Below are 24491 nucleotides of genomic sequence, written 5' to 3' on the forward strand. Positions count from 1 at the left end.
AAAGCATTGGATACCCAATGCTTTTTACACTTACGCAAATAGAGAAGTATTCGCATATAAAGCTGGTGAACCACCTGAATGTACGAATAAAATATTGTCTTCCTTATTAAAATTACCTTTTCTAATTAAGTCGATTAATCCCGCTACTGCCTTACCTGTATACACTGGATCAAGTAAAATACCTTCTGTTTTCGCAAGTAACTGAACTGCCTCTACCATTTCCGGCGTTGGTAACGCATAGCCTGGTCCTACATATTCATCAAAGCACGTAACAGCGTCGCGCGAGATAAAGTTTGGAATACCAACATGTGCTGAAGTTTCATCTACAAGTTTTGCTACTTTCTCTTCTTGCTCAGCTTTTCCTCTACTTACGTTAATTCCAATTACAGGAATATGGCTTTGTGTTCCAGAAAAACCAGTAATTAAACCAGCATGCATACCGCCGCTACCACTTACACAAACAACTGAACTGAAATCAATTCCTTGCTCAAATGATTGCGCCATAATTTCTTGCGCACAAGCAACGTATCCCATAGCGCCTGTAGGGTTTGATCCACCAACTGGAATTACATATGGTGTATTTCCTTTTTCACTTACTTCTTTTGCTACTTTATGCATTTCTTCCATCAGGTCTGCTCCGTTCGGTACAACAATGACGTTTTCAGCACCTAATAAGTGATATAAGAAATAGTTTCCGTTAAAGTCTCTCTTCTCTTCTGGCTCAAGCCCTTCCTCTAATACAAGAATACATTTCATTTTTTCTTTTACCGCAGCAGCAAGTGTCAGGCGGCAATGATTTGACTGAATACCACCAGCTGTAATTAACGTATCTGCACCATTTTCCTGTGCATCTGCAACTAGAAATTCTAACTTTCTCGTCTTATTGCCACCGGCTGTTAAACCAAGTAAATCATCTCGTTTAAAATAAATAGTCGGACCACCAAGTGCTTCAGAAAAGTTGTTTAACTTTTCAATTGGTGTATATGATTCTGTATATTTTTTCCTCGGGAATTTAGCTAAATTCATTGTAACGCTCCTTTTGTACTTCTTTCACAATATATGTAACGTTACTATTATTACACGTAAAAATGGTGAAGTCATCTTTCTCGGTTAAAAATGTATTAGAATTTCATTTTGATAAGTAAAACCGTATTAATGATTTTAACTTAATTATGGTACATGAAATTTATATCAACGATTTTTTAAATATATCGTTCATTACTTACAATATATCAACGATTTTTCAAATATATCGATCGTAACTTGCAGTATATCAACGATTTTCTTAATATATCGATCTATCGACAAAAAACGACAGACAGGCAACCCCTTTCTCATCAACAAAAAAGAGCCCACACATTCAAATGCAGACTCCCTCCAATCACTTATTTACCGAAAAACGAAGTAACTGCGTTAATCCCGGCTCTAAATTCATTTCACCTTTGTGGCGTACGTATACGACTTTATCTCCATCAAATTTCGGAGGATTTGCTTTACTATACGTATGCCACTCATTCGTTCCTTCTATAGTGTACTCCATATATTCAGTTGCACCGACAATTATATTTTTACTATCATCTGCCGTTACATTTGGTGCCATCTGCGCAATTTTTGAATCACTAATTAATAACTTCTTTATATCCTTATCACGTTTGTAATCGTAAGCTGTCACAATTACATCGTTACCATATGCTTTCACTTGTAACCCTTGTTTAAATGAATAGCCATCTGGAGCAGTTTTCTCTCCTCCATTTGGTCCTGCTGACATCCAGCCTGTTTCAATCCCGCCCGTATTTACAACAGTGAAACCTTTTTCATCTCCGCCAGTAATTTTCTTTTTACCAGCCCAGTCAGGTAAGTTTAAATCCCAATGCGTATGACTCGTGAAGAAAACAACTTGCGGATAGTCTTTTAATATATCGTACAATTTATCGACGTTTAAATAATCTTGTAAGTACGGCGATTGCCTTGATCCAGATACTGTATCAGGTAAAACGTGATGAGAGAAAATAAAGATTGGCTTATTTTTATCTTTTTGACTGTACTCTTCTAAATTTTGTTTTAACCAACCTAATTGCTCATCACTCATATATACTTCGTCCCACATTTTTGAATCGTGGTATTTCATATATTTTTCCGTTCCTAAAAATAGAAGCGGATAACCGTCTAATTCTTTTTTATGATATACCTTTTCTTGTCCACTAAATTTCAGATAGCGGTTAAATAAAGTTTCCTCATTTACACCATTTGGCCATGTACTTTGAGAGAGTTTTCCATCTGCTGTCCATTTACCAGCATAAAACTCATGATTCCCAACAGTAGACCATACATTTTCTGGATGCTTATTTTTATTTAACACACGCTTTACATCATCATATTGTGACTGTTGTCCAGTCGGCGTTATATCCCCATTCATAATAAGCGCTCTAGAAAGTGGCGTCACTTTGTTCATATCTTTTAGCACATGATCAAAATCCCCTAAATCCCCTTGAATATCACTAATAACGTTAAAAGTTGTAGCTGATTTTCGGACTTGCTCTTTCCCTTCCGCATGCACTGAAAACGTCGGTAATAATGCAGTCATAACTGCTAACGAAGCAACCGTCTTTTTCATACAAATTCTCCCCCTAATAATAGAATGTACAAACTGACATATTCTGCTTTCTCTTAGGTGCTTGTCCAATTCACATTATAGGGGGCGATTGTAAAGATTAATGGAATAAAAAATTAAGTGTTTTTTAAGAGATTTTGTCTTTTTTACATACTCCATAGCGCTACCTTTTCAAGTATCCTATTAATATTAAATGAATGTAAAGTTACACGATAAATCTCTTGGTTTGGTATGTTGTATTTTAATCTATTTTACACTCTCTCAATAAAGCGCTTTACCCCTTCAAATTTTCTTCATTTAATCTGAATAACTCTTGTAAAATAAAATGTCCATTTTTTCTTATCAGTACATCATCAAACCAAATTTCACCACCTCCATACCCTTGTTTTTGAATGTTTACTAAATCCCAATGTATCGATATTCCCGTTGTCTGCATCATATAATAAATCTCGCATATTATTCATGGATGTAGTATATAAGGATTAAAAACTAGAGCATACTCTACAACTAGATAGATTTATTAAATGAAATAATTTTCCTACAGGGAGAAAAAATATTTTACACTGAATTTTCTGTTTATTTACCCCTTTAAGTTATATAATTAAGTAGTAATATACTTCACAAAAAAAGGATGGTGCCATGTATATGCAAAAGGAAGAATGGGTTCAAAGATTAAAAGAGGGTCGATATTATGTAACTTCTTATGAAAGTATCATGAAAAAGATACACAAACGTCCTAGCCGTATACCTGGGATATTAATTGCATTCGTATTATTGATGATTTTACCAGGAGGATTATTTAGTTATAATGATACAAGTAGTATGTTTATTATGTGGGTTTTTTTAATTGTATTTGTTGCTGCGTGGCCATCTATAATACACGTGTTTAGAAAATTTACTGCTTCTAAATATGACCCTCAAATTCAAGAATATGATCAAAAATTTCAAAGTAGTATACCAATCCCAATTAAGTATTTTTCAGTCAAAAAAATTGATGCATGTATAGTAGCGCTAGAAAGCGGAGCAGCAGATGATTTAAAAGAAGCTTTAGCAATCTGGCAAGTTACTGAAACAAGTACAGTGCAGCATACTTTGTTAGAAGAACAAAATACTCTTTTGAAACAGCAAATACGTACAACAAAACAGGCTGCAAATGCGGCAAGGGATGCGGCAGATGCTGTAGATCAACTCCGCCGTTAGTAATAGAAAACATAAAAAAAGATTCCTTCTGACAGTAGCACTCTACCATACTTTCTAACTCAGGACTTTTCACGTTGGTTAAAAGTCCTGAATCCGGTTATATCATTAGAAAAAAGACACAGAGATTCCTCTCCATGCCCACAAATCATCTACCTCTTCACCGCATGCACATAATGCACCGTCTCAAAAGCTTCTAAATAATCATTTCGTCCTTCAAAATAGAATGTATTTATGTCTTCTGGTGATAAATGCTCATAAATGAGTAAGCCCGCCTTCTCTAACAGTGCTTCCATTTCAGTATAAGAATAACATGATTTCATCGGTTCTCCGCCTACCGCAGCCATTTTCACCATAATTTCAACTCGATTGGACAGTCCCTTTTCCGTAAACAAATTTTCATCGGGATAATCAAAAACGATAGAACTACCTGCCGGAACCATCTCGAATAAACATTCTAATAAACTAGCAAGTTCCTCTTTCGTTAAATAGTACGTAACACCTAAAAGGCTAAAGAAAGTCTTTTTATGTTCAAATCCTTCATTGCGTAACTGTTCATAGGAAAATCCTTTCGTAAAATCCATTGAAACAAAATGAAGGTTTTTTGGAACTTCAAGTTCTACTTCTTTTATTCTTTCCTTCTTAAACGCCTGTGTAGAAGGATGATCCACTTCAAATATTTCTATTTTATTTTCTAATTCTCGGTGTCTAAAACTGAACGTATCTAAGCCTGCACCGAGTATGACGTATTGTTTCGCTCCTAATGTAATTTCATGTAGTAATACTCTTTCACAATATGCGGCACGTGCTAAAGGTGTTGGCGATAACTGAACTTGCGTAATCCATTTTAATATTTCTTTTGGATTATCTTGAAACTGCTCTGCAATGTCTGTATTGAAAAAGTGAATCCCTTGAACCATGTTCGTTTCAATATTGTTACGTTCTTTTTGTGAAATGAAATCTTTAGCTACATAATCATCAAAGATTTTAGGATTATCAAATTCACTATGATACGCCCTTCCGAAAGCTGATACTAACGACGTTACACTTGCTTCACCTTGTTTCACGCACATACACTCTCCTTCATTTTCACAACAAAAATAGGGTTCCCCTGGCCAGGAGAACCCTATTATACACCTTATTTTTATATTGGTAAATTATAGCACAAATAAGTTTTTTTGTCAAGTTTCCAGCCTACTAACGCTCCAACAATTTGTGTAATCTCTAGCAGGAAGATTTCGATCTACACCGAATATTCCAGTTCATAACAATACAAATGGAGGGCGTCATGAAAAGATTAGTCATCATTACAGTTGGAAAAACACACAGTGGAAAAACTACATTTGCAAGAGCATTAGAAAAAGAGTTACCCCACTCTTTCGTTATGGATCAAGATAATCAAGCTGAATTTATTAACACACATTATGAAAAATTACAGCCGACAGAAGGATCAAATACACTAAAGCACAGTCTTTCAAAATTCATTGTTGATTATGCGAAAGAACATACAAATTTACACCTTATTATTTGTAACTCCAATCGCAGTAAAAACGGAAGGTTCTATTTACTAAACGAATTATTTCCACAGAATGAATATGTACGCATATTAGTTCACTTTGACATCCCAGATGATGTACTTTACGAAAGAGTGGCTAGAAGCACGCGAAGTACGAATATTTTTAGAGGTGGATATTCTAGTTTCAAAGAAGTACTTGATCGACAACAAACTGAATCACTTCACGATGATGTGGTAGATCCTATAGAAAACGAGGCTGATTATTTGTTTGTTATTCGTAACAGTAAGGATGTAAACTCTACTATATTAAAAATTGTCCATCTTGCTAAAGAGTTCTCCCCTATCCGAAATAAGAGATTATAAAAATTACATAATCATAGATTATTATGCAAATACTTCCTCTAGACGGCGTAGATGGTATATAATGATGGAAGAATCTACTTCTATATGCTCATTTTTACACAAAATAGCTCATGCATATGAAAGAAAAGAGGTACAAAAATATGAAAACAAAACAAACAATCGCTGCGTCTACACTAGCTTTAGCAATGATTGCTGGCGCAAACTCTGCTCAGGCGGAAGTAAATGATGCTACTCCTCAGCAAAGTACGGGAGATCGATTAGCTGAAATTAAGCAACATAAACAAGAGTTAGATGCGAAATTACAGCAACACAAAGAAAACGTGGATCAAACATTAAATGAACTTAACAAAGTTAAGGAAAATGTTGATACGAAGGTGAATGAACTACATGAACGTAAACAAGTTGCTGATGAAAAAATTAACGAGATTAAACAACATAAACAAGAGTTAGATGCAAAACTTCAGCAAGACAAACAAATCGCCGAAGATAAAATCGCTGAAATTAAAGAGCATAAAAAACAAGTAGAAGATAAAGTTGCTGAAGTAAAAGAGCATAAACAAAATATCGATAACAAAGTGAATGAGATTAAAGAACATAAACAAACTGTCGATGAAAAAGTGAATGAAATGAAGCAACATAAAGAGAACATTGATCAAAAGGTTAATGAACTTAAGGAAGTTAAAAAACAAGTAGATGAAAAATTAGCTGAGTTAAAGAAAGCGAAACAAACTGCTGAAGACAAACTCGCTGAACTAAAAGAAAACAAGCCGAATACTGGTAACACGTTAGAGGAACTTAAGAAAATTAAAGGCAATTTAGACAGTCTTTCCGCTAACTTAGAACTAGCTAAACAAGATGTAAAAAACAAACTAGCTGAATTACAAAAGGCTAGAGAAGATTTACTAAATAAAATTAACGAAATTAAACAATCGAAACAAACTGTTTCAGACGATTTAACAAAGAAAAAACAAGACTTAGATATTAAAATCAACGACTTTAAGCATACTGAGAAAAAAATTGACGACAAATTAGCTGAGTTACATACAACGAAGCAAAATGTTGATAACAAGATTAATGAAGTATCACAGTCTAAACAAACGCAAGCAGATAATGGTACTAAAAACAATAACGCTAAAGAACTTCCTAACGCTGGTAGCGAGCAATCAAACAATATGGCTCTAGGAATGCTATCTGTATTAGGCGGGATTTTATTACTTACTCGTAATAAAATTAAAACGTTATTCTCTAAATAAATCCATTAAAAAAAGGAAAACCGCACATACATGTACGGTTTTCCTTTTTTTATATTAACTGTCCATCTCGAAGCGTCAATATACGATCACATACATCAAGCATTCTTTCATCATGTGTAATCATAATTGCTGCTTTTTGGCTCTCTTTCACTTCACGTTTCATCATTTCAACAACTTCACGTGCGCGTTTTGAGTCTAAGCTTGCCGTTGGCTCATCCGCTAATATTAAATCTGGGTTGTTCATGAACGCACGAGCAATTGCTACCCTTTGTTTTTCCCCACCAGATAGTTGATTTGGATAATGATTTTTTCTTTCTCCTAATCCAAATGCCGCTAATAAATGATCCGCACGCTTTTCTGATTCTTGTTTAATTTCTTTTTTTAACTTAGCAATGTAAAGTAATTGTTCTTTCACATTTAAATATGGAACAAGATTTGCGAACTGGAAAATGAAGCCGATTTTTTTCAAACGAATGTCTGTCATTTCCTTTTCTGATAGCTTCGTAATATTTTGCTCACGAATGTAAATATCCCCTTTTGACGGTGATAATAGTGCACCCGCGATTGATAATAATGTACTTTTCCCTGATCCAGAAGGACCGACGATTCCGATAAATTCTCCGGCTTTCACATCAAGCGATATCGGATGAAGGGCTGTTACTTCCGTATTCCCTTCTCCGTACACTTTACTTACTTTGTCTAATTTTAATAATGAAGTCATTACATCCCGCCTCCAATTGCTTCTAGCGCATCAACTTTTAATACTTGGTATAACGAAATAAGTGTTCCTAAAATACTAATGACGATAAAGATTGCGGCATATTGTGCAATCATCGGTGTTGTTAATAAGAACGGCATACCTGCTGGTAAAATTTGTTCTAATCCTTGTACAAGAACGATACTAATTACCATCGCAACGACTGATAAGAATAACGCCTGTACGACTAAACTATTTGCTAAATACGAGTTCTTCGTACCAATTGCTTTTAATACGCCTAATTGCTGTGTTTTTTGCAGTGTAATAACGTAGAAGAATACACCGATTAATAACGCAGCGATAACAAGTAAGAACGCAATGATCATCGTTAATGTTCCTTGCTCTTCTTTAAATCCTGGAATACTTTGCAGTACTTCTTTTTTATCGATAACGTGAGCATTTTTAATTTCTTTATCTGTGTTAAGTGCAATTGCACTATAATCTTTTTGGTTTGGTTGTGAAATAGATCCCCATACGTCTTCATTTACATAAACGACTGGTGTATGGCTAAACATTTGATCTTTCGTAAATCCGACGATTGTAAATTCTTTCTTTGAAACAGGATCGATAATTGTATCTCCAATATCGATTCCCTTCTCTTTAATCGATTCATCAGCAACCATCTCGTTGTTTGCTGTACCTAATTTCTCACCTTTTACAATGTTCGGTTCTAAAAATGAATCTCGTTCGCTTGAGAAAATAGCGATATCAACCTTTTTCGAGCTATCTTTCTTTTCATACGTTGAAACTTTCACACGAAACGGAACTGCCTCTTTCTCACCTACTTGATTTACTACGTTATCTACATCGTCTTTCTTAATTTGTGAACGAAGTAATTTATTTTCCGCATCATCTGCTAAAACGAACTTATTTGCCCCCATATTTTGAATCGATGAAGCATTATCATATGATAATCCATTTGCTAATCCTGAAATAACAAGGACTAAAAATGATAATAACACCATAATCAATCCGATTAATCCGTATCGTAATTTTGATTGTTTTAATTCACGCAGAGCTAAAAACATTTCGCTCGCTCCTTCCTCTTTCTTTCTATGCACTTATCATAAAAAAGAAATATGAACGGAATATGAACAGAAGATTACAGAGATTAAGATTAAATTTTCAGAAAGTATTGAAAATAATTGAGATCCTTGATACAATTCAGTCAAATAATATTGACCGAGTAATTTTATTCAAGGAGTTGATCATTTTGAAGCCCGTATTAACACTAACTACTTATAGCCAACTAAAAGCATTAAGCGATCCATTACGTGCCGAAATGATGATACGTCTATGCGAACGTCCTTATACTGGACAATTACTATCTGAGAAATTCGGCATTTCAAGGGCGAAAATTCATTATCATTTAAAAGAATTAGAAAAGAATGGTCTTATAGAGATCGTTTATACAGAAGAAAAGAATGGGATTGTTCAAAAGTTTTATCAATCTGTCGCGAAAGGCTTCACCCCTGCCGCAGATCTATTACCTCATTTAGAAATATTAAGCGAATCAGGTCGCCAAATCTTTTTACAAATGATAGAAAGAACGAAAAGCCAAATTCTCGCTGCACCAGAAGAAGCTTTTACATTACGAAATGCAAGTGAAGATCCAGCTAAGTGGAATTACGTTTCATCCTGCTGGGAGTTTGATGCTACGCCAGAACAATTTCAAGTGTGGGTGAAAAAGTTTCATCAATTGATGGCTGAATTAAACGAAATTACAAAAGGTGCAGATAAAGATCCGAATAGTAAACCTTATTATATTTCTACTACTGCACTTCAAATCGCTGAGAGAACAATGCAGCAATTTATTAAAGAAGAAGAAAAATCGTAATACGATTTTTTTTACCGAGACGGTCAATTTTATTTTACCGAATAAATTTCTTATAAAGGAGTAGATTAAATGAACATATTAAAAAACCGGAATTTCCTCTTATTATTTTTAGGGAGAATTTTTACAAACATAGGAGATAGCTTGTATTATGTAGCAGCGATGTGGCTCGTATACAAATTAAGTGGTAATCCTTTTTATTCTGGATTGGCTGGTTCCCTTACGTTATTACCTTCTGCACTACAATTTCTTACTGGTCCATTCGTTGATAGATGGTCCATTAAAAACATTCTCGTCATCACACAAGTTCTGCAATGCATTCTTATTTTAATCATTCCTATTACACACTACTTCGACCTACTAACAGTCCACCTACTACTCATCATCATGCCTATCGTAGCCTTTATTGAACAATTCGCCTATCCCGCACAATCAAAAGCTTTACCACTTCTACTGCATAAAACACAATTATTAAAAGGAAATTCACTCTTCTCATTTGCATATCAAGGCATTGATTTAATTTGTACGACGCTTTCTGGAATATTAGTAGCACTATTTGGCGCGATCACTTTATATGTAATTGACTCTTTCACATTTGCGATTACTGCCCTTTTGTTCTTTTCATTGAAAATACCAAAGCAAACCGAAACGGGCACATCACTTTCAACTAAACAATATTTCTCTGATTTAAAAGAAGGTTTTTCAATTGTCTTCCGTTCCTTAATGGGCGTATTCTTAATCGGTTCCGTTGTCGCTAATTTTTCAATCGGTATGACGATGGCAATACTCCCTTCTTTCGCTGATTCTTTAGGCGGTGTAAAATTATATGGTTTCTTTTTAGCCGCTATATCCGCCGGTTGTTTAATTGGAGCACTATTCAGTTCATGGGTTGGTAAACATAATGTTGGCCGTGTCTCCATTATTAGCTTTGCGACTGGCGCTTTCTTTTGGTTTCTCTCTACAGTTGTACCGTTTCAATGGTTATCCATTTTTTTATTCGGCTTAGCTTGGATACCAATTGGTGCGACCAACATATTATTTGCGACTATTGGTCAAATTGTAATTCCAAACCAATATCTTGGGCGTATCAATTCAGTCACACGAAGCATGGGCACAATTGCTATGCCACTCGGCTCTTTAATTGGCGGATACACTGCGAATGTATATAGTAGCCAACTCATTTTCGCGCTTGCTAGCATTGGGATTTTATTCATTTCCCTCGTATGGCTACTTCATCCGAAATTACGGGCTTTTCCAAAAGCTGATGAAATTACAGCGGATACTTTTGAGCTTCGGTTTAAAGAAGAGTGCGGGAAAGGTGCGGCTTTATAACAGAACAAACATAACCCCGTTCTAAATTGGGGACGGGGTTAAAAATATAATTATTTCATTTTGGATGTAAAATATTTCACTAAAAATATAACAATAAAGTCGTTTGAATATCTAAAATTTATTCAACAATAGCACCAACTAAAAGGTGCCGTTAACGCTTTGATGGCCATGCCCCCTGCATTTTCCTTAATTGAATAATTTGGCCTGTATGATAAGCATCATGAAGCATGATGTCCAGTAATTTACCTTCAAGTGAATTTTGTTCAAGCTCTCTTTCAGAAATTGCACTTAATACCTGTCTTAAATTACGCTGAGCATGTTCAGAGCGTTCAACGACTTCCTTCCATTCCGTATCATTATTAGATTGCTTAGTAAGATAAAAGGTGTCATTACCGTCAAGATTATGTGTCCATTCACGTCCTTCCAAGTTTGCAGCAAGTCTTTCTTTGTAATAAGTGAGATGATTAACATTCTCCCAAATGGTATTCGTTGTCTCTCCAGCTGGTTTCCACATAGCCTGTTCAGCTGTAAGTCCTTCTATAGCATGTTTAAACGGTGCATACCAACTCTCTTTATCGAATGTTGAATCTAGTGTGTTTAATAACAAGTCAATTCGTTTCAAAGTAATTTCCTCCCTACACAGTTCAAGTTTTAATACACTTCCTCTAACTCTGTAGAGATTCTACATTTTTAAATAAACTTCCTCCTAATCCCACTCCATAAACTCATCCGATTATGCAATTAAAATGACTCATATTTTTTCATTTTACACGTATACTAGCGACAAAAAAAGAAGAGCTGTTCCCAAACAGCCTCTTTCATCTATTTAGGAAGTTCAACCCGAACAGTCGTCCCTTCCCCTTTCGTGCTATATACCGAAACGGTCCCTTTATGCAGTTCAACAATCTTCTGCACGATTGATAATCCTAAACCGCTACCTTCTACGTTTCTTGCCCTTGCTGTATCTACTTTGTAAAAACGATCAAAAATACGATCCATTTCTTCTTTTTCCATACCAATTCCGTTATCCGATATAGAGATAATGACACTAGACTCTAACTCTTCGACAAAAAACTCAATCGTTCCACCATCGTTTGAAAACTTGATGCTATTCGTGAAAATGTTACTCCATACTTGATGAAGTAAGTTTTCATCACCTTTTATAGTGATATCCGGCACATCAAATTCAACGGCAATATCTTTCTCGCGCCATTTCCACTCAAGCATAAAAATGACGTCTTTAATTTGCTTCTGCAGATTGAATTCTCTTATTTGTAGAACCTTTTCCTCTTTATCTAATGAAGCGAGCGTAAGTAACTGTTTACATAAACTAGACATCCGCTTACTTTCGCCTTCAATAATTTGTAAGTAATGGTTTCTTTCTTCCTCACTCATCTTTTCTGTTTGCAATGTTTTCGAAAAACCTTGTATAGAAGAAAGCGGCGACTGGAATTCATGTGAAACGTTCGAAACAAATTCTTGTCTCATTTCATCTAGTTCTTTAATACTTTTCGTCATCTTTTGGAAGCTTGTAGATAACGTTCCTATTTCATCTTTTCGTTTTACGTCTAATTCAATTTTATATTCCCCACTCGCAATTTTTTGCGTAGCCTTCGTAAATTTACGGATTGGGCGAACGATATAACCTGCTGCAATCGCTATAAAGATAATACTTAATAGTACGATAAACCCAAGTAATACCGCTAAGAAAATTCGCATCTCGCCAAATTGGTTCTGAATGTCAGGACGAATAAATAACGCGTACTGTTTATCACCGTGCTTTACCGGTACACCAACACTATTTATTAATTCATTATCGAAAAATCCTGTAATAAAAAGACGCGTTGGATACGTAGAAACACCATTAAACGTTTCTCCTTGCAATACTTTATGAACAGTAGCATCGCTAATAGACGTCTTACGAAACGCATTACCAATACGCTTCCCATTCTTTTGATCATCGACAATATAAATTTCATACCCTAACTTTGCAATAGAATGCAAATACGTCTCTTGATTTTCTTCACTTTGCTTTTCATATAACGATTTAACTTCTTCCGCATACTTTAAAATCTTTTCACTATTATACGGTTTTAACTTCACTTGATAATATACGTTCGTTAATAAAAAGCCGATAATACTACTAAGTAGCATAATGCCGACCGTCATAAATACAAATCTAGAATATAGTGATTTCATCTTATTTCAACTCCAACTTATATCCGAGTCCGCGTACTGTCGTAATTTGAAAATCATCCGTTCGTTTTGAGAAACGATCTCGGAGCCTTTTCACATGAACATCAACTGTTCGTTCATCCCCTTCAAAATCCATTCCCCATACTAGTTCAATTAACTCTTCTCTTGAAAATGTTCTTCCAGGATAACTAGCAAGTTGTGATAATAGCTCAAATTCCTTTAAAGGAAGCAAAATTGTTTGACCGTTACACTTTACTTCTACACCTTTTCGATCAATTGTCGTTCCGTGCAACGTAATAATATCTGCACTCAGCATTTGATAACGACGTAATAAAGCTTTCATACGGAAAATGACTTCAGCTGGCTCAAATGGTTTTACGATATAATCGTCTGTACCAGAAATGAATCCTTTTTCTTTATCCACTAACTGGTCTTTCGCAGTTAATAAAATAACAGGAATATCATGATACTTCCGAATTTCTTCACATAACGTATACCCATCAACAAACGGCATCATAATGTCTACAATCGCAAGATGAATGTTTTCCTTCTCTAATACGTCTTGCGCTACCTTTCCATCTTCCGCCTCAAAAACTTTAAACCCCTCTTTTTGTAAATGATAATGCAATAACTCTCTAATATGTTTATCGTCATCAGCTAATAAAATATGTATCATCTTCATTAAACCCTCTCTCTTTCATCCTTCTACATCACTACATTAAGAAACAATTGGATTTTTTGCAAGAAAAAGAAAAAGAATCTATTTTGAAAAAAGATTATTCAAAATAGATTCTCACGTTTTAGTATTAAGATTATTTTAATCAAAAACAATTTTTAAGCCTTCGAAATATCAACAAATCCTTCTCCGAACACATCACGAACATCGTGTATAGCGATGAAGGCAGCCGGATCTGTAGTTTGAACAATCCGCTTTAGCTTCACTACTTCTTGCTTATTAATAACAACATAAAGAATTTCCTTCGGAGTTTTCGTGTAATAGCCATGACCTGAGTACACAGTAACCCCTCTGCCCATTAAGGTAGTTACCTTCCCGGCAATTTCATTCGGATTATCAGAAATAATCGTAATGGCTTTCTTCGGATTTAAACCTTCAATTACAAACTCCATCACTTTCGTTGCTACATATAGCATAATAATTGTTATCATCAGTTTTTCTGCACCAATGATGAAATAAGATGAAAACGCAACGATTAAATCGAAGAACAATAGACCATAGCTAATACTCCAGCCTAAATACTTATGGGTCATTCTCGCTAAAATCGTAGTACCTGCAGTTGTTCCGCCAACACGAATGATTAGACCAATCCCACATCCAATAAATATACCTCCGAAAATGGCATTTACGAGCATTTCATCCGAAGCAATCGTCCAGCCTTCTGTTAAATGAAGAAATAGTGAGTTCGTAACTACAGCGATAATCGTATAAATTGTTGTGATCTTATTTAAAAATTTATAACCGGCTATTAACAAAATCGCATTTAAAATTAAGTTAACTAAGCCCGGTGACCATTCAAATAAATAGTACGTAATAATCGTGATACCTGTTACCCCGCCCTCACCAAACTCGTTCGGGATAACAAATAAATTGACACCTAACGCAAAAAGAAATGCACCGATAATAATAAAAATAATGTCTGTCGTTCTTTTTTTCATACCGTACCTCACTTCTTATGTAAATATTTATTCTGTCATAAACTCTCACCATTATATCGTGGAATATTCAAATCGAACAGTGGTTTGTTTTTATTTTAATATAAGATAAAAAATCAACATTATTTATTATGTACTGCAAATAAAGTTTTGATTTCACCCGTAATTTACTCTTAAAAAGAAATGCTGAACATTGACTTGCACAAATTTCAAATAAAAAAGTACCCATCTAATTGTCATACGCAATGAGAATTAGATGGGTACTGCATGATACATTTAGTTTTTACATGTATTGTTTGGAGAAAATTGCAAATAACGACTTATACTCGCCTTATTAAGACCAAATCCATACATCATCATTATTTTCAACGTTCGTCTTTGCTTCATGAACTTTTTCAATATGGTCAACTGTGTTCCAGTTAATAGAACTTCCGCCCCACCCTACATACTTCATATCAATTTTCACTTTCTCACCCACATTAAATACTTGTCCCTTTGTTAAGAAAACATCAATAATATCTTTCTTCCCATTTAACGATGGATACTCAACTACAACATATTTAGTAGCACTGTCTCCCTCATCTTCCATCGTTCCTACTTTTGATACTTCTCCAATTACATAATTAGGTGAGCCATCTTCTTTCATGTGCATACCTAACTTGTTTGTTGTATTTTCAACTGCAGTTGCAACCATATATTCTGTAAAATTACGCATCATAGATCCAGTAGCTTTTACTTCATCTCCTACTTTCACGTTTGAAAGTGAATCAATATACACACTAACAGGTTCCTCATATTGCTTAGATTTTACAACAATCACACCGTTATCTACTTCTACTACTCGTCCTTCTAACGTCGAGAAATTCGATTCAATAGAAGCTGCACTCGCTTTTGTTAGTTCTAATCCTGGTAAATTTGTTCCTGATAATGCTGCGATTCCTAAAGCACCTGCTAAAATTATTTTTTTCATACCCATATGTAACATCTCCATTCATGATGATTTTATTTTTTTGATTGGTATCGACCAACCTGTAATCATTATAGTTACAGGTTATAAAAATAACAACCGTTTTCCTCATGCAATGATGCATACTTTGATTTTCAAATATAAATCGGTTATTCCTATATTCAACACTAAGACTGAATTCTTGAATCCCAGCAGGTAAACGGATTGATGATGAAGAAACTAATGTCATACATCATGTTTTTCAATGATACAGTTTGTATAATCGTAGTCCATTACATTCTGCAGCAGCGGAGTTAACATGTTAATAAAACCAAAGAGGTTACAAGCAGGAGACACCGTGACAACAGTAAGTCCTTCATGGGGAGGCGCAGGTGATTCTGAGATAAGATAACGATATGACAGGGCTCAAATAAATAAAAACACTCCTATAAGATATGACTGTGAATTAGTACTTTTTAAATGATATGGAGATTACTTATCTAATGATAAAGGGGGATTTACGTGTATGGAAGTAACATTTACAGTAAGTAAATGGGATGAAAAACTAATTGATGATACTAGAAAAGATTTCCCTATTAATATTGCCCATGTTGAATATGATATTGATGGAGAATTAAAAGGAAAAGCTTTTGTTGAATACTTATTATATTATCTAGACTCAAATATAAATGATGGTCACTTGGCTACGGCTAAAATTTCTGGATTTTTACACTTTGAAGGAATTTATAAGGGGCAACAAGGGACATTCACAGCTATAGAGCAAGGAATATTTGATAAAGGAAATTTAGATTCCCCAGGAACAATTATTAAAGCTACCGGTAACTTAGAAAACCTGAGAGGATCCTATAATTATCAGTTTACAAGTCAAACTAGTAAACTAATTTTAGAGTTTGAATTTTAGTAAAATATCCTATAATTTAGTGGAAAGGACATTTCTTGTAATACTAGGAATGCCCTTTTTGTTGACGAGCTTATTCAACTATTTTCTAATAGTTAAGAAAAGAACAGAGTATACGTTATGGAGGGAATTAAAACGCTAAGCCTGGGAGGCATCGGGGGCCCACTTATTCATTACTTTTCCTACCAATCAAAGAATAATGCCTGAAAAGCTTCCCTGCATTACTTCTTTTCCAAGTTGATTCATACATATAAACATCGTAATTATCTTTGGACGTTTTTTCATCAGGTTCTAATTGTTCAATGCTTACGTCACAACGAATGGTTACTATTAATTGGTGACTTTCTATTAAATGAAAATCGCCTCTTATAGAGCGCAGTTTTACTTATGTTCATTCTTATGCAAATTCTGAAGCATATTCTTCGTATGTCTTTAATGTATTAAGCAATCGAGCTGATTCAATCATGATTTCGTTCGATGAATCAGTTACACAAATGACAATAAATCGATTATCATCTCTATCTCCAAACAACCCTTCTGATTCAAGTTCCATTAACACATTTAACGTTTCTTTCAACAGTGTATGTACTCGTATGTTAAAGTCATCTTCGACGATATTATGATATTTCTTAATAATTTTGTTCACTTCATCAAACGTTCCAAAATCGTTCCATTCGCTCCACTCAACAGCTCCGTATCTATAATAATTGTATAAAGGGTCCGATTTATTAACTTTGATTAGTCTTTCTTTATTTGCCACTGGTCCAATGCTATTGACACAATCGTCTGTTAATATGGAGTACCCGTATATTGTGTCAACACCGCATCTTGTTAAAAGTTCGTTATAATGACAACGAATTGCATTTTTCAATTCAACATAAAAACTTTTTTGCAGCTGCATTTTCATCGTATTTCCTCCATTTTTTTTGTAGCGACCTGTTGTTACATATTTCAATCTTAACATTAAAATCAACATTAAACGTTTACTGAGCCAAAATAAGAAAAACCGAAACTAAAAATCATTTCGGTTTTTCTAACTAAAGAAGTCTATTTATTTTAAAGAATGAACAAACAACCCACTACGCAGTTTCGGTTCAAACCACGTTGATTTTGGCGGCATGACTTCTCCGGCATCTGCGATTGCTAATAAATCTTCCATAGATGTCGGATATAATGCGAATGCTGCTTTGTATTCGCCGCTGTTCACAAGGCGTTCTAGTTCTTCTAATCCGCGGATTCCTCCGACAAAATCGATACGTGAATCAGAACGCGGATCATGTATTTCAAGTACTTGGCTTAATAAATGATCTTGCAGGATAGATACATCTAAACCTCTAACAAGATCATTCGCATCAAATGTTTCTTCTTTCACAGTAAGCTTATACCACTTCTCATTTACATACATACCAAATGTTTTTGGCTCATTTGGTTTATACGGAGAAACAGGTGCTTCTTCTACATAAAAGTACTGCGTAATTTGATTTAAAAACTGTTCCTCTGATAAGCCATTTAAATCTTTCACAACTCGGTTATAGTCCCAAATCGCTAATTCATCATGAGGGAATAGAACCGATAAGAAGAAATTAAATTCCTCTTCTCCTGTGTAATTTGGATATTGTTCTCTTCGCATAAGTCCTACTTTTGCAGCTGATGCAGAACGGTGATGCCCATCTGCAATATAAAGATTAGGAATATCTTCAAATGCGTTTACTAAAGTCGTAATTACATCTTCATCTGCAATCTTCCACGCAACATGCTTAACACCGTCTTCTGCTGTAAATGTATAAATTGGCGCATGTTCTTCTTTCCAGCTTCTAATTAAATGCTTTACTTCATCTTTTGTACGGTACGTTAAAAAGATTGGGCCTGTATTGGCGTCACACACATCTACGTGGCGAATACGATCTAGTTCTTTTTCATGACGTGTTCTTTCATGTTTTTTAATTGTATCATCTTCATACTCATCAATAGATGTACAAACAACAAGACCTGACTGCGTTCTTCCTTGCATCGTCAGTTCATAAATATATAGCGCTGGCTCTTCATCTTGTATGAACACTTCTTCTCGTATAAATTGCTTTAAATTGTCACCCGCTTTTTCATACACGCGATCATCATACGGTGACAGTTCAGGATCTAAATCAATTTCTGCTTTATCAACATGCAAGAAAGAATATGGATTCCCTTTTACAACTTCCCTTGCCTCTTCACTATTTAATACGTCATACGGTAAAGCTGCCACTTGTGCCGCTTTTTCCTCTACTGGACGAATGGCCCGAAACGGTCGTATTTTTGCCACATTCCTCTCTCCTTTACACAATCATTCGAACGGCTACAACACCTGTAATTTTGCTTATATTTTCTACAATATTCTCTTTTATTATATCATCAATTCCGTTATCGATATCAATCATTGTGTATGCCCAAGAATGTTTACTACGATTAATCATATCGGCAATATTAATATGATGTTCCGCTAAGCATCCTGTAATTTGCCCTACCATATTCGGGACGTTTTGATGCATAATTGTAATTCGTTTCTTTCCGATATACGGCAATTCTACGTTTGGATAGTTTACTGAATTACGAATATTTCCTGTCTCTAAATATTCACGTAATTGACGTGCTGCCATTACTGCACAATTTTCTTCTGATTCAGACGTAGATGCGCCAAGGTGAGGCGTCGCTGTTACATTTTTCATCTTTATTACATTTTCATTTGGGAAGTCCGTTACGTAATGTGTAATAATATCTTCTTCTAATGCCTTTTGAAGAACCTTTTCATCTACAAGTTCTCCTCTAGAGAAATTAAATAGACGCATCCCTCTTTTCATCTTCTCTACAGCGTGTTCCCCAATAATCCCCTTCGTTTGATTCGTAAGAGGAATATGCAGTGTAATATAATCACACGTTGCAAAAATTTCATCAAGGCTAAATGCTCTTTGCACATGTGTAGAAAGACGCCAAGCTGTTTCAACTGAAATATAAGGATCATATCCGATAACATCCATCCCTAACGCTAACGCATCGTTCGCAACTAAAGCACCGATTGCGCCAAGTCCGATAACACCTAGACGTTTCCCTGCAATTTCTGATCCAACGAATTGTTTTTTTCCTGATTCAACAAGCTGTGGTACTTCTTCACCCTCTAAGTTTTTCGTCCAACTTACACCATTAATAATGTTACGTGAAGACATAATAAGACTGGCAATAATGAGTTCCTTTACAGCGTTTGCATTTGCCCCCGGCGTGTTAAATACTACAATTCCTTTTTCTGTACATCGCTCGACAGGAATATTATTTACACCAGCGCCAGCTCTTGCAATCGCCTTTAAGTCTTTTGAAAACTCTTCTTGATGTAAAGAGTAGCTACGAAGCAAAATTCCATCTGGATGATTGATTCTATCTCCTACTTCATAACGTTCTTCAGTAAAAACTTGCAAACCTTTTTCTGCAATTTGATTTAACGTTTGAACACGAAACATATCCCCATCTCCCTATCTATTCTCAAGCTCAAATTCCTTCATATAATTTACTAATTGCTGTACGCCTTGTACTGGCATCGCATTGTAAATACTAGCGCGCATACCACCGACTGATCGATGTCCTTTTAACGTAACAAGGCCGCGTTCCTTCGCTTTTTGTAAAAACTCATTGTTAAGTTCTTCTGACGGTGTTGTAAATGGAATGTTCATAAGTGATCGATACGCAGGATCAACTGGTGAAGTAAACAATTTTGATTCATCTAAGAAATTATAAAGAAGTGAAGATTTCATTCTATTTTGTTCTTCAATCGCAGATACTCCGCCTTGCTCTTTCAACCACTCTAGTACAAGTTTTGTTACGTAAATACTAAAGGATGGCGGTGTATTATATAAGGAGTTATTTTTACTGTAAGTTTCATAATTTAACATTGTCGGACAAGAGCGATCTGCTCCCCCAATTAAATCTCTTTTTATAATAGCAATCGTTAAGCCCGCAGGTCCTAAATTCTTTTGCGCCCCCGCGTATATAAGACCAAACTTCGAAACATCATATTGTTCTGACAAAATATTTGAAGACATATCCGCAACGAGCGGCACTCTTTCTATATGTGGAATATCCACATATTTTGTCCCCTCAATTGTATTATTCGTTGTAATATGTACATAATCTAGTTTTTCATCGCTTAGTAAACCGTCCAGTTTAGGAATCGTAGTAAACTTCTCTTGCTCGGAAGAAGCAATTACTTGTACTTCCCCAACTTTTTCGGCTTCTTGCAGTGCCTTTTTAGACCATGAGCCAGTTAGTACGTATCCAGCTTTTTTATACGTATTCATTAAGTTCAACGGTATCATAGAGAATTGTAATGATGCACCGCCTTGTAAAAATAAAACTTCATACTCATCAGGGATGCTCATTAATTCACGAAGTAAGTTACTCGCTTCCTCTATAATACTTTGAAAATAAGAAGATCGATGACTCATTTCCATAATAGACATGCCTGTCCCGTTATAATTTACAAGCTCCTTTTGCACTTTCTCTAAAACTGGCAAAGGGAGTATTGATGGTCCTGCTGAAAAATTATAGACTCTCTCCATTACCCTCATAACCTCCCTATTTCTCATTTTTATTAATTTTTAAACTTTCTGAATTATAACCTAAAATATAATATACGGTCAATTTGTTTTCTATTATTAGGTCGCAAGACGCGATGGAATCGCTTGCAAGTGCAGACTTTTTTATGGACATATAAAAAAGTGTTAAGTACATAATCGTACTTAACACTCTAATAATGAAAGAATAATAGCTAGTCGTTCGTAAAGAACCGATCAAAAATTTGATAAATAGCAGAAAGACCAATGAGCCAATAAATAGTGTCCACAAGCGCCGGCATAGAACCAAACCATTTCTCAACTACATTGTAATCTAACGCTACCAATAACCAATTCAAACCGCCAAGAATCACCAAAATTACTGTAAGGTAAGACAAAAATTTCATTATGATTGCCCCCTAGGTGATAAGATGGTGAAAGGCCTTTCACTAAAAATATATGTAGTAAACTTTAAAACTTACCTATTTTATAAAAATTATTTTCGGTACCACCCGTTAATAACTGTCTCTGCTTCTTTACTATGTATTTGATACGCATGTGTACTATCATTAGAGCCAATAAACCAAATTGAAAAACCTTTAAAATATGGTTTCGATTCTAATACATCTCGGTAAGCACGCCATCCATTTAATTGTACATCTTTCGAAAACACATTTGAAACATCTGGATTCCATGGATTTTGTAATCCAAGTTCACGTGCTGGAACGTTAAATCCACCGAAGTAAACTGGCTTTCCTGTTGCATTATGTAATTGTTCCAATTGCTGAACAACATTTTGCCCACGATTATATACTGTTGTCGCAAATAAACTTTGCTTCACTTCTTCATATGTTGGATTTCTTTTTCCTGAAACTTCAAACCAACTGTCTATGCTAACAATATCCACCTTTTTTAAATACGGGCGATTGATTTTCTCTTTAAACTTCGCTTCATAAGAAGGGTCCCAGCTTGCTGTTAACCACCAGTTCATTTGATACAAAACATTTCCTTGATACTGATTACGAACAAAATCAATTGTATCGCTCCAGTATCCTTCTGCATACTCCATATTCACGAAATTAGAAGCAATCTTTAGTCCATACACATTGTATTTACTTGTAATGGAATTAAAAATATCTTGCAGAATAACCGTCTTCCAATTCCAGAAGAAATCATTAATGTTACTTGGGTTCCATTCTGTCTCTCCAACATTCCCCTGCTGAATATACGGGAACGGTTCCACTATAACTTGAATATTACGCTTTAATAATTCTTGAATTAAAATAATAGCTTGTTGCTTTTGCGCTTGATTAATTACCATGTTAGTAGAAGTCACATTTGGGATATCTACTTGAATCGGTACATTTACTGTATTTAAATTTAAGCGCTCTACATCCGCTAATACTTTCGCTACATTTCCAACTTCCCATACTGTTACGTTTCCTGATTTGATTTTTCCAGATTGAACAGTATTTACATCTGCCTGTACATTTCCTTGAAAACAAAAAGAAAACAACATAAGAAACACTCCTAAAAAACTTATTAAACTCTTATTTTTCTTCACAACTTTCCCCCTATAATTTTTGGCTTTCTTGATTATTTTATACAACGTTTCATATATATTCCACAAAAAATCCAATAAATTTTTATTGATAAAAATGCTATTCATCCTTTATTCACATCTTACTCATACTAAGCTCCTAAAAATAGTAAGATAAATAAAAAAGGAACGGATTTCCGCTCCTTTTTTATCTTTTTACAATTATCAATCCATTTCCCTTTTAGGCTCTACCAACATGATATGGGATTCCTTTTCAGTGAAAGGTTTATGCTCAACGCCTCTCGGGACAATAAACATCTCGCCTTTAGAAATTTTCACCTGTCCATCACGAAAATCGATGAACATCTCCCCTTCAAGCACAATAAATAGCTTATCTGTATTAGGATGCTCATGCCATATAAAATCTCCATTAGCTTTAAAAAGCTGAATTTGATCGTCATTCATTTCACCAATCACTTGTGGATACCAATAATCGTTAATTTTAGATAACTCGTCATTTAGTTTAATAGGTTGGTAATGGATAATAATCCCTCCTCACTTTCAAATTCCACTATATTACAGTAATATAAGTAAAAAAGTCGTTATTACGCTTAAAAAGAAAATGCTCCGGCCAGAACTTTTCATTCAGATAGTACAAAGGAGTGATTTCAATGAAAGTACTTTCAATCCAATGTTTCCTTTAACTCTCCATAAGTATAGAACAGTGATTTTCAAATAAGAATGGACCCATGTTGACATTAGTATGGATTATTGATGAACTTCTCGCGATATTTAGTAGGCGAAATGCCAACTCGCTTCTTGAAAACTCTACTAAAATAAAAAGGGTCTGCGATTCCAACAGCCTGCGCAATTTGTTGTACAGGCACATCACTTGTACATAACATTTTTTGAGCCATCTTTATACGATAGTTCAATAAATATTCTGCTGCCCCCATACCTGCATGCTTTCTAAACACGTAAGAAAGACGATTTCGATTAACATTATTTTGTTCTGTAAGTGTATGAATTGTAATATCTTTATAATAGTATTTACGAACGTAACTAGATATTCGTTCGAATAAAGTATGCGACTCATAATTGCTTTCTCTATTGAAAACACTTAATAAAGCTTCATTCAACGCTTCGCGAAACAGCATTTCGGTCTGAAACATCGAAATGCCTCCACGCTGATTATATACATCCCAAAGACGCATAAGTAATTCGACAAGACGAGGAGATTGTCCTGTTAATAATTCAAAATGCTGATGAGTAAAGCCAGAGTCTTCTCGTTCTGAATTGCTTATCCGATATAAAACAAGAATATATTCCCAGTTTATTTCACCAAGCATTTTATGGGCTAATGTCATTTTTGCACCCCCATGTATAACTTTTCCTGGGGAAAGAGTATACGGCGTACCATTAAATTGAAATTGCGTCTTCCCTGTAATTGGAAATACAAATCCTGGGAAAGAATCTGTAGACTCAGCAAAAGGCACACCTGGATTTTTAGCATAACGATATACTCCTTCTACTCGGAAAGGAGTATTGGCAAGATACTCTGCTAACTCATTCACGTCTAACTTCACAATACACGCCTCATTTCAATAATAGTTTTCTTGTAATTCGCGAGATTAATTGGTGTACATTCTGGGAAACGCTAAACTAAAAATAGTACATACAACTTAACAAAATCTGATTATTAACCTATAAATATATTGTTTTTCATTTATTGACCAAAGTATCCTCCCTATATTATTGATAATGATTTTCATTGTAGTTTGA

General features: G+C 34.9%; 24 protein-coding genes and 1 pseudogene. 6 read left to right on the top strand and 19 right to left on the bottom strand.

Annotation, left to right across the window (positions count from 1 at the left end; translation table 11 throughout):
* Positions 1-30: 30 nt before the first annotated feature.
* The 3 genes and pseudogenes from cuyA to MR112_RS18335 all read right to left on the bottom strand — a co-directional run.
* The gene (gene cuyA, locus MR112_RS18325; protein ID WP_001046615.1) at positions 31-1026 is read right to left on the bottom strand and encodes a D-cysteate sulfo-lyase; all 996 of its coding nucleotides are present in this window, start codon (positions 1024-1026) and stop codon (positions 31-33) included.
* Between the two features lie 355 nt (positions 1027-1381).
* A complete protein-coding gene (locus tag MR112_RS18330; protein WP_242245192.1) occupies positions 1382-2614 on the bottom strand; it encodes a DUF4073 domain-containing protein in 1233 nt (410 codons plus the stop codon).
* Between the two features lie 271 nt (positions 2615-2885).
* Positions 2886-3113, bottom strand: a pseudogene (locus MR112_RS18335) (aminopeptidase); the annotation flags it as partial.
* A gap of 137 nt (positions 3114-3250) precedes the next feature.
* Between MR112_RS18335 and MR112_RS18340 the strand changes: the two are divergent.
* Positions 3251-3811, top strand: coding sequence for a hypothetical protein (locus tag MR112_RS18340; protein WP_049108434.1), 561 nt, complete (start codon positions 3251-3253; stop codon positions 3809-3811).
* A 149-nt stretch (positions 3812-3960) separates the two neighbouring features.
* Here MR112_RS18340 and MR112_RS18345 read toward each other — a convergent pair whose 3' ends face one another.
* Positions 3961-4881: a class I SAM-dependent methyltransferase gene (locus MR112_RS18345; RefSeq protein ID WP_242245193.1), complete on the bottom strand. Its 921-nt coding sequence runs from the start codon at positions 4879-4881 to the stop codon at positions 3961-3963.
* Between the two features lie 215 nt (positions 4882-5096).
* Between MR112_RS18345 and MR112_RS18350 the strand changes: the two genes are divergently transcribed.
* Both MR112_RS18350 and MR112_RS18355 read left to right on the top strand, forming a co-directional pair.
* Positions 5097-5687, top strand: a complete 591-nt coding sequence (locus tag MR112_RS18350; protein ID WP_242245194.1) for an ATP-binding protein — start codon at positions 5097-5099, stop codon at positions 5685-5687.
* A 140-nt stretch (positions 5688-5827) separates the two neighbouring features.
* Positions 5828-6940: an LPXTG cell wall anchor domain-containing protein gene (locus MR112_RS18355; protein ID WP_025686849.1), complete on the top strand. Its 1113-nt coding sequence runs from the start codon at positions 5828-5830 to the stop codon at positions 6938-6940.
* A gap of 49 nt (positions 6941-6989) precedes the next feature.
* Here MR112_RS18355 and MR112_RS18360 read toward each other — a convergent pair whose 3' ends face one another.
* Both MR112_RS18360 and MR112_RS18365 read right to left on the bottom strand, forming a co-directional pair.
* A complete protein-coding gene (locus MR112_RS18360; protein WP_242245195.1) occupies positions 6990-7661 on the bottom strand; it encodes an ABC transporter ATP-binding protein in 672 nt (223 codons plus the stop codon).
* A complete protein-coding gene (locus tag MR112_RS18365; RefSeq protein ID WP_227899719.1) occupies positions 7661-8725 on the bottom strand; it encodes an ABC transporter permease in 1065 nt (354 codons plus the stop codon). Before MR112_RS18365 ends, MR112_RS18360 begins: the two co-directional genes overlap by 1 nt.
* Before the next feature lie 185 nt (positions 8726-8910).
* Here MR112_RS18365 and MR112_RS18370 point away from each other — a divergent pair, with 185 nt between their 5' ends.
* Together MR112_RS18370 and MR112_RS18375 are read left to right on the top strand one after the other, a co-directional pair.
* Complete coding sequence (locus tag MR112_RS18370; RefSeq protein WP_227899720.1) at positions 8911-9534, top strand: ArsR/SmtB family transcription factor; 624 nt, start codon at positions 8911-8913, stop codon at positions 9532-9534.
* 69 nt (positions 9535-9603) lie between these two features.
* Positions 9604-10863, top strand: a complete 1260-nt coding sequence (locus MR112_RS18375; RefSeq protein WP_048657075.1) for an MFS transporter — start codon at positions 9604-9606, stop codon at positions 10861-10863.
* 151 nt (positions 10864-11014) lie between these two features.
* On the opposite strand, the gene MR112_RS18380 is transcribed toward MR112_RS18375, so the two are convergent.
* From MR112_RS18380 to MR112_RS18400, 5 genes are all read right to left on the bottom strand, one after another.
* Positions 11015-11485 (bottom strand): DinB family protein, encoded by a 471-nt coding sequence (locus tag MR112_RS18380; protein WP_071739611.1) that lies wholly within the window; start codon positions 11483-11485, stop codon positions 11015-11017.
* Between the two features lie 200 nt (positions 11486-11685).
* Entirely contained in the window at positions 11686-13062 is a 1377-nt protein-coding gene (locus tag MR112_RS18385; RefSeq protein WP_088345397.1) for a sensor histidine kinase, read from the bottom strand.
* A 1-nt stretch (position 13063) separates the two neighbouring features.
* Positions 13064-13741: a response regulator transcription factor gene (locus tag MR112_RS18390; RefSeq protein WP_000781961.1), complete on the bottom strand. Its 678-nt coding sequence runs from the start codon at positions 13739-13741 to the stop codon at positions 13064-13066.
* 152 nt (positions 13742-13893) lie between these two features.
* On the bottom strand, positions 13894-14733 hold the full coding sequence (locus MR112_RS18395) for a YitT family protein (RefSeq protein WP_000747488.1): 840 nt from the start codon (positions 14731-14733) through the stop codon (positions 13894-13896).
* 331 nt (positions 14734-15064) lie between these two features.
* Positions 15065-15706 carry an ATP F0F1 synthase subunit alpha gene (locus MR112_RS18400; RefSeq protein ID WP_048657072.1) on the bottom strand — a complete coding sequence of 214 codons (642 nt, stop codon included), beginning with the start codon at positions 15704-15706 and terminating at the stop codon, positions 15065-15067.
* 496 nt (positions 15707-16202) lie between these two features.
* Between MR112_RS18400 and MR112_RS18405 the strand changes: the two genes are divergently transcribed.
* On the top strand, positions 16203-16598 hold the full coding sequence (locus tag MR112_RS18405) for a DUF3224 domain-containing protein (protein WP_242245196.1): 396 nt from the start codon (positions 16203-16205) through the stop codon (positions 16596-16598).
* 394 nt (positions 16599-16992) lie between these two features.
* Here the strand turns inward: MR112_RS18405 and MR112_RS18410 are convergent, their stop codons facing one another.
* The 8 genes from MR112_RS18410 to MR112_RS18445 all read right to left on the bottom strand — a co-directional run bounded on the left by MR112_RS18410 (position 16993) and on the right by MR112_RS18445 (position 24295).
* Positions 16993-17502 carry a DUF4303 domain-containing protein gene (locus tag MR112_RS18410; RefSeq protein ID WP_000783836.1) on the bottom strand — a complete coding sequence of 170 codons (510 nt, stop codon included), beginning with the start codon at positions 17500-17502 and terminating at the stop codon, positions 16993-16995.
* Between the two features lie 144 nt (positions 17503-17646).
* Positions 17647-18894 (bottom strand): DUF1015 domain-containing protein, encoded by a 1248-nt coding sequence (locus MR112_RS18415; RefSeq protein WP_227899727.1) that lies wholly within the window; start codon positions 18892-18894, stop codon positions 17647-17649.
* Positions 18895-18907: 13 nt separating this feature from the next.
* Complete coding sequence (locus tag MR112_RS18420; RefSeq protein WP_000490228.1) at positions 18908-20080, bottom strand: 3-phosphoglycerate dehydrogenase family protein; 1173 nt, start codon at positions 20078-20080, stop codon at positions 18908-18910.
* 12 nt (positions 20081-20092) lie between these two features.
* Positions 20093-21175: a 3-phosphoserine/phosphohydroxythreonine transaminase gene (serC, locus tag MR112_RS18425; RefSeq protein WP_242245197.1), complete on the bottom strand. Its 1083-nt coding sequence runs from the start codon at positions 21173-21175 to the stop codon at positions 20093-20095.
* Positions 21176-21384: 209 nt separating this feature from the next.
* Complete coding sequence (locus MR112_RS18430; RefSeq protein ID WP_000670805.1) at positions 21385-21576, bottom strand: DUF378 domain-containing protein; 192 nt, start codon at positions 21574-21576, stop codon at positions 21385-21387.
* A gap of 89 nt (positions 21577-21665) precedes the next feature.
* The gene (locus MR112_RS18435; protein ID WP_242245198.1) at positions 21666-22733 is read right to left on the bottom strand and encodes a glycoside hydrolase family 113; all 1068 of its coding nucleotides are present in this window, start codon (positions 22731-22733) and stop codon (positions 21666-21668) included.
* Between the two features lie 201 nt (positions 22734-22934).
* Positions 22935-23174: a cupin domain-containing protein gene (locus MR112_RS18440; RefSeq protein ID WP_000997182.1), complete on the bottom strand. Its 240-nt coding sequence runs from the start codon at positions 23172-23174 to the stop codon at positions 22935-22937.
* Positions 23175-23467: 293 nt separating this feature from the next.
* Complete coding sequence (locus MR112_RS18445; protein WP_000762815.1) at positions 23468-24295, bottom strand: helix-turn-helix transcriptional regulator; 828 nt, start codon at positions 24293-24295, stop codon at positions 23468-23470.
* Positions 24296-24491: the final 196 nt, after the last annotated feature.

Source organism: Bacillus cereus group sp. BfR-BA-01330 (assembly GCF_022663885.1).
In the GTDB taxonomy this organism is placed as follows: domain Bacteria; phylum Bacillota; class Bacilli; order Bacillales; family Bacillaceae_G; genus Bacillus_A; species Bacillus_A cereus.